We start from the raw sequence: 11,880 nt of genomic DNA, 5'->3' as shown, positions 1-11,880 counted from the left end.
GCCCTCGCCCCGACCCGATCGCGGCGATGCGGTGTCCGTCCGCGCGGCTTATCGTCAACTACTGATCATCCAGAGGCAGTTGTGGCGGTCGGGTGGCCGGGATACATCTGGGGTCACGGATGGCGTCTCTCCATGAGAGGAATGACAGGATGGTCGCTCAGCGGAACGCAGGAGGCGGGACGGAACCCGCACGCGACGGCGGCTCGCCGCGCGTGCGGGTTGCGGTCGCCCTGCCGGCGTCCACGGAGCCGTCGAGAGACGTGCTGACCCCTGGCCGGACCCCGGCGGCGGAGGGGCCCGATGAACGGGCGGGCGCGGCCGTCGCTCCGGCCGGGCCGGCGGGCGGCGGGGCCGCCGTGTCCGCCCAGGGGCAGGCCCGCGCCGAACAGCCCGGCGCCGAACCGGCGAGCCTCCCGGATCCGGCCGGGGGACAGACCTCGCCGGCGGCCGGCACCGACGAGGAGGCCGAGGTGTCGCCGGCCCGGGCTGCCGCCCCGGCGGCCGGGGGTGCCTCGCCGCCCGGCACCGCCGACCCCGCTGACTCCGCGTCACCCCGCGACGGACTGCCGAAGAAGCCGGTGCTGGCCGCCGCCGCCATCGTCGGCGCCGTGCTGGTCGCGGTTCCGTTCCTGCTGGTGGCGGGAGGGAAGGACGAGGACAAGCGGCAGGAGACGGCGCAGGACGTGTCGCACGAGGCCTCCGACACCCTCCTCGATGCCGGCACACCGAGCGGTACGCGGAACGGCTACGCCACCGAGCGGCCCTCCCCCTCCCCGAGCGCCAAGACGTCGGAAAAGCCCGCCGCGCCCGCGGTACAGGCCGGGCCCGGCAGCGCCCCGGCCCGGCCGAAGGCGACACGCTCCCCCGAGAGCAGGGCGCCCTCCGCCCCCTCCCCCGAGGCGGAGGAGAAGAAGACGGAACAGCCCAGGACACCGGCGTGGACGAGCACGGTCGTCTCGGCCACGAGTGTGCTCTCCGTGGGCCGGTCCTGGAGCACGAACCGGATCAGGATGGTCATGCAGGAGGACGGCAACCTCGTCGTCTACAACGAGAACAACAACGCCACGTGGGCGTCCATGACCTTCGGGACGGGCCACACGGCCCGGTTCCAGGCGGACGGCAATCTCGTGATCCACAATGCCGACGACCGGCCCATCTGGGCCGCGGGCAGCTACGGCCACGAGGGCGCGAAGCTGGTCCTCCGCAAGGACGGCAAGGTCGTCGTCATGGACGGCGGGACGGTCGTCTGGTCCACCTGACCCGGCCACGCCCGCATCGCCCCGCGTGGCGCCCGTCTCCAGAATTCCGCTGACAGGTGTTCGGCCGTGACCCCGTGCCCGGGGCGGACTGCCACGGGACGGCGGGAGCCCGGGAGTCACTACGTCGCCGGAGCGGGGACAGGGCGCCGACGACGCCCTCGAGGATCTCCTCCAGGATCTCCGCGGAGGTGGCGAAGTTGAGCCGGAGGTGGCCGCCGGCCTCAGGGCCGAACGGTGTTCCGCCGTCGCGGAGTACGGCTCCGTCGCGGAGCACGGTCCGCAAGGGGGCTTCCGTGAACCGCAGTTCCCGCGCGTCGATCCAGACGAGATAGGTGGCTTCGGGAGGTGGTGGCGCAGGCCGGGCACTCGGCGGCGCAGGATGTCGTGCACGCGGTGCCGGTTGCGGTCGAGGACGGCGAGCAGGTCCTTCTGCCGGTCGTCGCCGTGGAGCCAGGCCGCCTCGGTGCCGATGACACCGAGCACGGAAACGGTTCCGTACAGGTCCGGTGGCTGCGCGTCGCGGACCGCCAGGAGGCGGTCGGGGCCGTGGTGGGTGACGGTGCACCGCAGGGCGGCGAGGTTGGACGCCTTTGTGGCCGAGGTGATCGTGACCGATCTGGCGGCGGCGTCCGGTGAGAGGGCCACCGGCGGTCCAGATCGTCGAATCCGGGGGTGCGCCGGCCCGGAGCCCGCGGGGCGGGTGTCGGGTTGCCCGGTTCATCGGGTGACTCCGTTCAGGAGCACGTCCCTGGTCAGCTGTACGTGCCCGTGGTGCTGCGCCGGCTCCTCGAGGACGTGCAGTCGCACCCCCTGACAGCTCAGTTCGCGGTCCGGGCCCTCGAAGGACGCGGGCGGGACATTGCTGGGCGTGCTCCTGCCCCCGGTGGCCCGCAGGTCGGCGCCCAGTCGGCCGAACAGCGGGTCGAGGCGGTCCTCGAGTTCCGCACGGTCCCCGAGGCGGTGAACTCCGAGGCGCGGTCGCGGTCCACGGGCCGGCCGGCCAGGACATGGCCGATCCGGTAGTCGGCGACCGCGGTGCAGTGGTGGGTGACGGCGTAGGCGCTGCTCGCGCCGGGAAGCGGGGGAACCGGCGATGATGTCGCGGGCATTGCCGGTCGGCAGCAGCGGGTGCACCGCCTGCTGGAACTCGATCACCACGGAGGCCGCGGTGCCCGGCACGCCGGAGATCGCGGTCGCACCGGCGTACGACACGCGCCGGCCGGGCGTGGGGAAGATGGCGGTGGCTCGGTCGCCGCTGTTGACCATCCTGATCCGCACCGGCGTGCGCCCCTCCCGGGGCGCGACGAGACCGCGTTCCACAGTGAAGGGGCCGACACCGGCCAGGATGTTGCCGCAGTTCTGGGAGTCGGAGACCTTGGCCCTCTCCGCGCTCACCTGCAGGAACAGGTAGTCGACGTCGGTGTCGGGGTCGGCGGAGGGTGGGAGACGACCGCGACCTTGCTCGTCAGCGGGTGTGCACCGCCGGGGCCGTCGATCTGGCGCGGGTCCGGGCTGCCCATGACGCGCAGCAGCAGTTCGTCACGGGCGTCGGGGTCCGCCGGGAGGTCGTCCGCCAGGAAGTAGGCGCCCTTGGAGGTACCGCCGCGCATCAGCATGCACCGCAGACCCCCGTCGTGGGCGCGCGACAGGGCCGGGACGGCGGGAGCGCTCATGACAGCCACCCGGCGACCGGTGAGCAGGCACCCGTGGCGCGTGTGCCGGAGGCGGGGGCGGCGGACCTCGCGCCCGGGCCCGCGGACCTCTCGCCCGGGCCGGCGGCCGCTGCCGCCGGGGTGGCCGGGGTGGCCGGGGCAGGCTCGCCGTACGACGTCACCGGCGGTCGCGCCGGCGCCGTCCCGGCGCGCGGACGTGCCGGGAGAAGCCGCACCAGTGCGCGTTGGCCGGCGTGTTCCGCGGTGCCTGGAGGAGCTTCGTCCGGCATCGCGCCCTCCCTGAGTGAGTGCGCGACGAACGTGAATCTAGGGCGACAAGATTGTCGACGCCTTTGTCATTCATGTTGCCGACATGCTTCCTCGGTGTGCGGCCGCCCCGCGGGTCGGCTGCCGGCCTTCCCTCCGTCGGCGCCGGACCGCGCCGGCGGGTTCGGTGTGTGCGGGCTGCCCTCGCCCGCCGTCATGTTCCGTACGGTTCGCGCCAGGCTCGTGCAGCCCGAAGGGTTGACCGCCCCCGCTCTCACTGGTTGAGTGGCTCAGCCACTGAGCCATATGGGCTCGCGTGGTGTCGCCGTGTACCCGTGCCCGGGAGGGATGCTGTGGAGGCGCTGCCTCGTCAGACGATCGTGGACGTGCTTGAGGACCGGCTGCGCGAGGACATCCTCGCAGGCCGGCACCCTGTCGGCGGCTACCTGCCGCCCGAGCGGGAGCTGGCACACGGGTACGGCGTCACCCGCACCACGCTCAAGCACGCCTTCGGCCGGCTGGTCCAGGCCGGACTGCTGGAAACCCGGCACGGCGTGGGCACCCGCGTCCGCGACTACGCGCGCCTGGGCGGGGCGGACCTGCTGCCGATGCTGGTGCGGCACAGCTCCGGATGGATCGGTGAGGTCTTCGAAGTGCGGCGCAGCATCGGTGCGCTGATCGCCGAACGTGCTGCCGCACGGGCCACGGCGGCGCAGAAGGGTGAACTGCGCGCCCTGCTGACGGCGGTGGCCGAGGCCGGGGACGCGGACGCCGTGCAGCTCGCGGACATCGAGGTGCACCGGGCTCTGGCCCGGGCCACCGGCAACCGTGTGTACGTGCTCCTGACGAACACGCTGTTCCAGGCCTACTTGCCGGTCCGCTCCGCGCTGGTGGCGCCCTTCACCGACCCGGCTGCCGCGCACGCCCGGCTGGCGCCGGTGGTCGAAGCGGTGGTGGCGGGTGACGGAGGGGCGGCCCACACGGCGGCCGAGGACTATCTGCTGGAGACCGAGCTGATCATGCTCGGGGGTGAGGGCGCGTGAGGGGCACACGCTTCGGCGAGACGATGCTCGGCACTGTCCGCCTGGCGGGGGAGGAACACCGGATACGACTGGATCTGCGCGTACGGGCCGACCGTGTGCTGCGCCCCTGGGCGACCACCCGGGCGCGGACCGAGGGCCGGCTCCGGATCGCAGGACTGGCCGACGATCCGCATACCACGGGTGAGTTGGAGATATCGCCGCTTGCGCGGCGCCGTATCCGCTACCGGCTCTCGTTCACCGCCGGCGGACGCCGTCTGGACCTGGACGGCTGGAAGTCGGTCACACCGGTCAGGCCGGTGGCGTCGATGACCGTCCTGCCGTTCACCGTGTACGAGGAAGGCGCGCGCGTGGGCGAGGGCACCCTGCGCTTCCCTCTCGCCACGGGCCTGGTCCCGTTCCTGGCGAGCTTCCGCTTCCCGCACGCCGAGCGGCCGGGGCAGGCGGGTGCCGCCGAGACGGCAGCGGCGGCGGCAGGGGCAGCGGGGGCAGGATATGCAACGGGATCGGGGCAGACGGCGTACGACCGTCATATGGCGCCGCGTTGGGACGGAACCGCGGGCCGTACAGAGGTCTGGTACACGACCCTGACCGATCCGGAGACCGGCACCGGCATCTGGCTGCATCACGAACTCACCGCTCCCGCCGACGGATCGCGGGCCTTCGCACATGGCTGGGTGGCCGCCTTCCCGCACGACGGCCCGCCACGGCATGCCCGTTTCGGTCCGGTGCCGTGGCCGGAGGCGCGGACGAATTCCGAGCCCGACACCGAGCCCGACACCGAGCCGAAGTCGGAGCCGGAGACCCGGGCCGAGGGCGGCGAAGCCGAAGCCGGAACCGGCATCGGCTTCGCCGCCGCCGGGGTGCTCGCCGCTCCGGGGCGGCTCGCGGGCACGGCGGACGGATTCTCCTGGAACCTCACCGAACACCCCGAGGCGCCGCCGCTGTTCACCTTCCCCCGCTGGTCGTGGCGGCGGCCTCTCCTGCCCGCGGCGCAGATGCTGCCGACCGGACGGGCCTCCTACGACGGCGAGTTCACCCACGACGGCCACACGCTCGCCCTCCGTGACGCCCATGGTGCCTCCGCCCGCATCTACGGTCACGGCAACGCCCGCCGCTGGGCCTGGCTCCACGCGGACCTCGGCAACGGGGACGTCCTGGAGATCGTCGCCGCGGTCTCGACCCGCCCGGGGCTGCGCGCCCTGCCCCCGCTGGTCTTTCTGCGGCTGCGCCAGGGGGACCGGACCTGGCCGCGGCGCGTCGAGCGGGGAGCGGTCGGCTGGATGGGACCGGGCCGCTTCCGGGCCCGTATCGGCCTGCCCACCTGGACCGTGTCGGGCCGCGCGGGACTGCGCCGCATCCGGGTGGAGGTCACGCAGCCACCGGACCGGACCCTGGCCCTGGACTACCGGGATCCGGACGGCAGCCCGGCCGTGTGCCGCAACAGCGAGACCGCCGACGCCGAGGTTCTCGTGGAACGGTGGCGGGGCCGTTGGCGCCGGGAGGCGCAATGGAGTCTGAAGGGCACCGCGCACGCGGAGGTGGGTGATCGGTGAGCCTGACCACTCTCGCGGCGGCCCTGCTCGCCGACGACGGCACCGAGCCGTGGTCGGCCCGGGTGGGGGAGCGGGTGGAGCAGGTGGTGGCCGCGATGCCGGGCCACACACGGTTCGCGCTGCGCGCGGCCGCGGCTGCCCTGGACGCTTTCGCCCTGGCCAGGACCGGGCGGCAGTTGGCGGCGCTCTCGGTCGACGAGCGTGAGGCGGTGCTCGCCCCGCTGTCCGCGTACCCCGCCCTCGTGGCGCTGCTGGACGTGGTGAAGATGCCGGTACTGCTGGCCGCGGGCACGGAGCGGATGCTGCACGAGCAGGCGTCGGCCACCGCGTCCGCCGCCCCGTCGGCCACCGCCCCGCCGATCGCCCCGCCGATCGTTCCGCCGACGGACCCGCCTCTCGACTGCACACCCGCCGGGCACTGGCCAGCGCGCAGCACCGCCGACGCCGTGGTGATCGGCTCCGGCGCGGGCGGCGCCATGGCCGCGCGGACACTGGCGCTGGCGGGGCTGGACGTCGTGGTCGTGGAGGAGGGGGAGCACTACACCACCGCATGGTTCGCCGGCCGGCCGCCACTGGAGCGCTTCACCCGCCTGTACCGTGACGGCGCTTCGGGCTTCGCCGTCGGCAGTCCGCCGCTGCTGCTGCCGCAGGGACGTGCGGTGGGCGGCACCACCGTGGTCAACTCCGGCACCTGTTACCGCCCGCCGGAGCACGTCCTGCGCCGCTGGAGCGCCCGGTCGGGCTTCCGTCTCGCCGAGGGCTTCGGCCCGCTCCTCGACGAGGTGGAGCGCACCCTGCGGGTGGCCACCCAGCCGCTGGACGTCCTGGGACGCAACGGCCGGCTGGCCCTGGCCGGGGCGGAACGGCTGGGCTGGCGGGCCGCCCCACTGCGCCGCAACGCCCCAGGCTGCCTGGGCTCGTGCCAGTGCGTCGTGGGCTGCCCGACCGGGGCCAAACAGAGTGTGCAGCTGTCGGTGCTGCCCGACGCCTGCGCGGCCGGGGCGCGCATCGTCACCGGGGCCAGGGTGTCGCGGATTCTGGTGGACGGCGACCGGCCGGGCGGGCCGCGGGCGGCCGGGGTGCGCATACGGAGCCGGGACGGCGGCGAGACCGAGAAGGAGATCCTGGCCCCGCTGGTGGTGGTGGCCGCGGGGGCTGTGCAGACGCCACCGCTGCTGCGCCGCTCCGGCCTGGGCGGGCATCCGCGGCTGGGCCGCAACCTCAGCGTCCATCCGGCCACCAGCGTTGCGGGCCGGTTCGAGGCGGAGGTCACCTCCTGGCGGGGCGTCCTGCAGAGCGCGGGCGTGGAGGAGCTGCACGCCGACGGCATCCTCATCGAGGCGACCGCCGCCCCGCCCGGCATGGGCAGCTTCGTGCTGCCCGGCCTGGGGCGGGAGCTGCGGCGGGAGCTGGAGGGCACCGGGCACCTGGCCACCCTGGGGGCGATGATCGGGGACCGGCCCTCGGGCCGCGTCCTCGGCCGTGGCGGCGGCCTGATCCGGTACGACCTCGACCGGCGGGACGGCGCCCGGCTGATGAGGTCCGTGCGTGCCATGGGCGCGGTCCTCTTCGCCGCCGGGGCCACGGAGGTGCTCACCGGCATCCCGGCGGCACCCCGCGTCCGTACCCTCGCGGAACTCGACGAGGTGCTGAGCCAAACCGGGCCGCGTGCCCTGCATCTGTCGGCCTTCCACCCGACCGGTACGGCGGCGGCCGGGGCCGACCCGCGGCGCGCCCCGGCCGATGCCGAGGGGCGGCTGCGCGGGGTGCGGGGTGTGCTCGTCGCGGACGCGTCCGTCCTCCCGAGCTGCCCCGAGGTCAATCCGCAGCTGAGCATCATGGCGGCCGCGCTCGCCGTCACGGGCGCCTGCCTGGAGCGCCTCGGCGCGGGCGCCCCGCCGACTCGCCCGACACCGCCCCCCTCGGCGTCCGTTGCCGACCGGCCCACTGGGCCGACGCGTTGATTGAGGGCTGTTCACCCGGGCGGTTCGGCAACGCGCCGATCGGGACCGGTCGGACTCGGGCCCGCGGGATGCGGGATCCGGCCCCGGCAGGACGCGCCGGGGCCGGATCCTGGGAGTGTCCCGTCGGCCGGCCTTCGCCGACGGGTTGCCGCGCGCCGTCAGTTGCGGTGCCGAAGGCCGCGTGGTCGGTGTGCCCGGGCTCGACATCGCCGGCGGCGTGGTCCACGCGATCCACGTGATCCACTCGGTGGCCGACCCCGGCGGGATCGGTCACATCCGGCGGCCTCTGATGCGGCGTTGGTGGCGCGGCTGTCGTGCACGGGCGCGTAACGAGCGGGGCGCAGAGGCGGCCGTGCTCGCGGGGGCGGTGCCGGCAGGGCGTTTCCCGGCGTGCCGCCGGTGCCGTGTACGCCCCCGGGCAGGCGTCCAGGGACCCGGCGTAGGAGCACTCCGGCAAGGCGTCCGTGATCCCCGGGTGTACGGGCATGCGTCCGGCGTAGATGCGCTGCGCCGGACGGCCATGCCGGGGGCCCGCACGGTGACGAGTGCTGTCGGCTCACCGGTGACGGGCGTACGGCCGGGGAGAAGTGGCCTGACACTGTCGCGCGGCAACCCGCGCGGGGGTGAAGGGGAATCGCCTTTCCGCTGCCGCCGACGGTCACCGGCTGCGGAGGAAAGGGCGGTGCGTCAATGATAGGCGCGGTGGCATGCGTCGCGCCATGCGTCGGACCGTCGAAAATGCTCCCGGCCCGCCGATGGGGTCCCGGACTCCCTATTACCGAAAGGCGAGATCGTCCCGGGGGACGGCGGCGCGGGCGGCAACAGATCCTTTCGCAGCCGAGGCGCGGACTTTGCCGCAGGCTCCTGGCAACGCTCGGGGGCCGCCGGGGCACGGGCCGCCCGCCGCGGCCGGGCCGGTCTTTGTCCCACCCGGGGCCCGCCATCGGTAAGGGCATTCGCGGCACGACGGAGATCCGTTCCTATTCCGCTCGCACCTGTCGGGTGCGGGGCTCCGCCCCAATACCGGCGGTATACCGGCGGTCTCCCTGCCGATACCGGCCACGGACTCGCACCCGGTGTCCTCCGGACGCGAGGCCGAGCCGCGTCCCTCCCCTCCGTTCACCCCCCAGGGCCCAGCACTTGGCTGATCCCGGTCAAGAACTGGCCGTCGCTGAGGCGGGAGACGGCGGCCGGGCGCGGGGCCGGGAACCGGTGACCGTTCATGGGGCGCTTCTCTTTCGGTACCGTGCCCTTGCCGGTTGCCGCCTCGCCACCACTGGTTCGCGGCCCACGTCACAGCGGTGACCGCGTGGCGACAATGCGCGCGGACCGAAGCCCGTTGGCCCGGGGAAAGGAGGAGAAGTGCACCGGGGCGGAGCGGGCCGGGCTCATGACGTGTGCCGCAGCACGTCTGCCCCGGAATTCCCCTTCCTGCGGTAGCGGTTCGGCAGTTCGGCGCTGCCGGGGCCGGCTGGGCGGCAGCACCACCGGCCGGTGGTGAAAACCGGCAGTGCCGGGCGGAACGGCGGCCCCCGAATGTCCGCCGTCACGAAAGACCGTCACGAAAAGCCGTGGCGAAAGACCGTCCCCGGACGGATCGTCCCGGCCGGTTGAAACGCCAACCGTTCCGGTGAAAGGACCAGGCTCGGGCGGAACCCTCCGCTCTGTCGAAAGCCGTCGGCCCCGTCCGGTAGCCGCACAGGGATCACCCGGGCGTCTCAACGGTCCGCCCGGCGCCGTCCCGGAACCGCCGAGGGCCTCCCGGGGCGGGGCACGGCCGCCGCCGTGCTCCTCCGCCGTGCACCCGGGCCGACCGCCGTGCGCCCGCCCCCACTGGGCCCGGTGGAGCGGCACTTCAGCCGGGGGCGGCGCGCGGCGGCGCACGGAACGCCGTGCCGTGCTGTGCGCCTTGTGAGGGCAGGCCGGCGGCTGCGCTACTCGGTGCAGCCCGCCGGGACGGACCCGCGGGACCGAACGCCGTAGCGGAGAGGACCACATGCCCATGACCGCACCAGGAGTTCACCGCCGTTCCCTGTCCAGCCGTCTCATCCCGCTGTGCGCCGTACTCACGGCCGGCGGTCTCGCCCTGCCCGTCCTCGGCGCCGGCACGGCGTCCGCGGCCGACGCGGGGGTCTGGGACAAGGTCGCCCGGTGCGAGAGCGGCGGCGACTGGGACATCAACACCGGCAACGGCTACTACGGCGGCCTGCAGTTCTCGCAGTCGACCTGGGAGGCCTTCGGCGGCAGGTCCTACGCGCCGCGGGCGGACCTGGCGACACGGGCCGAGCAGGTCGCCGTGGCCGAGGCCGTCCTGGCCGTTCAGGGACCGGGAGCGTGGCCGGTGTGCTCGCGGCGGGCGGGGCTGACCCGCTCCGGCCACAACGCCCGTCCCCGCTCCGGCTCCGCGCACCGGGACCGGACGCACCGGGACCGGACCCGGCGCGAGGAGACCCGGCGCGACGAGGCGCAGCGCGACCGCGCCCACAGGGACGGTCGGCGCGCGCACAAGGACGGCGCGCACCCCAGGACCGGGCGCACCGCCCCGTCCGCGGGGCCCGCCACCTGCACCGTGCTCGCCGGTGACACCCTGTCGGCCATCGCGGTGCGCACGGGGTCCGGCGGCTGGGAGCGGCTGTACCGTGCCAACCGGGCGGTGATCGGCCCCGACCCGCATCTGATCCGTCCGGGGCAGCGCCTGCGCCTGCCGGTGCGCGCCCACGCGGGAGCCACCGCCCAGGGCAAGGCAACCGGAGGCAAGGCGGTCCGGGAGCGGACCGCCCGCAAGAGCCGGCACCGCGGCGTCACCGCGGAACGCGCCCGCGCCGGGCGCGCCGCCGCGGAGGGCACCTCCCGGGTGCGGCGGGCGCCGGCCCGCTCCCGGGCGGCCGGGCGCTGGCAGGCCCCCGTGAACGCGCGGGTCACCACGCCGTACAACGCCCGTGGCCACTGGTGGGCCTCCGGCCGCCACACGGGTGTGGACTACGCGGTCCCCACCGGCACCCGGGTCCGCGCCGCCGCCGCGGGCACCGTCGTGGCGGCGGGCTGGGCCGGCGCGTACGGCCACCAGGTGGTCATCCGCCACGCCGGAGGCCTCTACACCCAGTACGCGCATCTGTCGGCCCTGGCGGTCCGCCGCGGACAGCACGTGGCCGTCGGCCGGGTGATCGGCGCCTCCGGCGCCACGGGCAACGTCACCGGCGCCCACCTGCACTTCGAGGTGCGCACCAGCCCCTCCTACGGCTCCGACGTCGATCCGCTCGCCCGTCTGCGGGCGCACGGGGCCGGTTCCTGAACCCTCCCCCCGGCGGCCGTTGAGGTGGGGGCCTTCCACGGCCGCCCCGTCGCCGCGGCCCTCTCCGCCCGGACTCCCGGGTGGCGAGGGCCGCGGCCCGTGCGGGCGGGCCGTGCACCGGCGTTCAGGCAGGTCCGGCTTCGGGCAGGGCCCCGTCCGCGTCGCGGACGAGACCGGCGACATGATCGGTGACCGTGTCGAGTATCTCCGCCGCGGGGGTGTCCTCGCCGAGGACGAGGAAGTGCAGCGTCAGACCGTCGGTCATGGCGGCCAGGTAGCGGGCCAGCACGGTGACGGGCACGAGTGGCTCGAAGTTCATGGACAGCCGGAGCCGTTCGACGAGCTCCGCGTACGTGTCGGAGTACAACTCGTACTGACGCCGCGCCAGATGCTCGAAACCCGGCTGCCGCAGGGCGTACTGCGTCAGCTCGTACGTGAGCATGTGCTCGCCCGGGTTGGCACAGACATGGTCCCAGTAGGCCTGGAAGCCGCTCCGTATGGTCTCCCTGAGGGTGCCCTTCGGCCGCATCGCCTCCTTCACCACCGTGACGTAGTGCTCGGTGATCGCGGTGATGACGGACTCGATCAGCGCCTGCTTGGAGTCGAAGCAGTAGTGGAAGACGCTCAGTGATATGCCCGCCTCGGCGGCGATGGACCGGGTGGTCGTCCTGGAGACACCGTCCCGGGTCATCGCCCGGATCGCGGCCTCGGTCAGCTGCCGGCGCCGTTCGGCCGAGGGCATCCGTGCCATGTGCGTTCCCTTCGCTTTCCTGTCTCCGCACCTGGTCGAGTGCGGCACACCGGGTCGAGTGCGGCCGGGGCCGGCCGGATCAGGAATCCTGATCCGGCC

General features: G+C 74.5%; 7 protein-coding genes and 1 pseudogene. 6 read left to right on the top strand and 2 right to left on the bottom strand.

The annotated features are described in order from the left end of the window. Positions 1-260: 260 nt before the first annotated feature. A complete protein-coding gene (locus GUY61_RS26515) occupies positions 261-1,259 on the top strand; it encodes a mannose-binding protein (protein WP_166632765.1) in 999 nt (332 codons plus the stop codon). 345 nt (positions 1,260-1,604) lie between these two features. After that, the gene (locus tag GUY61_RS26510) at positions 1,605-1,895 is read left to right on the top strand and encodes a hypothetical protein (protein WP_166632764.1); all 291 of its coding nucleotides are present in this window, start codon (positions 1,605-1,607) and stop codon (positions 1,893-1,895) included. Between the two features lie 447 nt (positions 1,896-2,342). Here GUY61_RS26510 and GUY61_RS40515 read toward each other — a convergent pair. Next, positions 2,343-2,932 (bottom strand): annotated as a pseudogene (locus tag GUY61_RS40515) (PrpF domain-containing protein); the annotation flags it as partial. A 599-nt stretch (positions 2,933-3,531) separates the two neighbouring features. Between GUY61_RS40515 and GUY61_RS26500 the strand changes: the two are divergent. The 4 genes from GUY61_RS26500 to GUY61_RS26485 all read left to right on the top strand — a co-directional run bounded on the left by GUY61_RS26500 (position 3,532) and on the right by GUY61_RS26485 (position 11,030). After that, complete coding sequence (locus tag GUY61_RS26500) at positions 3,532-4,221, top strand: FadR/GntR family transcriptional regulator (RefSeq protein WP_166632763.1); 690 nt, start codon at positions 3,532-3,534, stop codon at positions 4,219-4,221. Positions 4,222-4,244: 23 nt separating this feature from the next. After that, a complete protein-coding gene (locus GUY61_RS26495) occupies positions 4,245-5,774 on the top strand; it encodes a hypothetical protein (RefSeq protein ID WP_208106492.1) in 1,530 nt (509 codons plus the stop codon). Beyond that, on the top strand, positions 5,771-7,738 hold the full coding sequence (locus GUY61_RS26490; RefSeq protein WP_166632762.1) for a GMC family oxidoreductase: 1,968 nt from the start codon (positions 5,771-5,773) through the stop codon (positions 7,736-7,738). Before GUY61_RS26495 ends, GUY61_RS26490 begins: the two co-directional genes overlap by 4 nt. Before the next feature lie 2,002 nt (positions 7,739-9,740). Then, positions 9,741-11,030, top strand: coding sequence for a transglycosylase family protein (locus tag GUY61_RS26485; RefSeq protein ID WP_166632761.1), 1,290 nt, complete (start codon positions 9,741-9,743; stop codon positions 11,028-11,030). 124 nt (positions 11,031-11,154) lie between these two features. Here GUY61_RS26485 and GUY61_RS26480 read toward each other — a convergent pair whose 3' ends face one another. Beyond that, positions 11,155-11,781, bottom strand: coding sequence for a TetR/AcrR family transcriptional regulator (locus GUY61_RS26480; RefSeq protein ID WP_166632760.1), 627 nt, complete (start codon positions 11,779-11,781; stop codon positions 11,155-11,157). Positions 11,782-11,880 lie beyond the last annotated feature (99 nt).

Source organism: Streptomyces sp. GC420, from assembly GCF_009916105.1.
Classification (GTDB): Bacteria; Actinomycetota; Actinomycetes; order Streptomycetales; family Streptomycetaceae; genus Streptomyces.
Note: the sequence above shows the minus strand (reverse complement) of the source record. Positions and strands in the feature narration are given on the sequence as shown.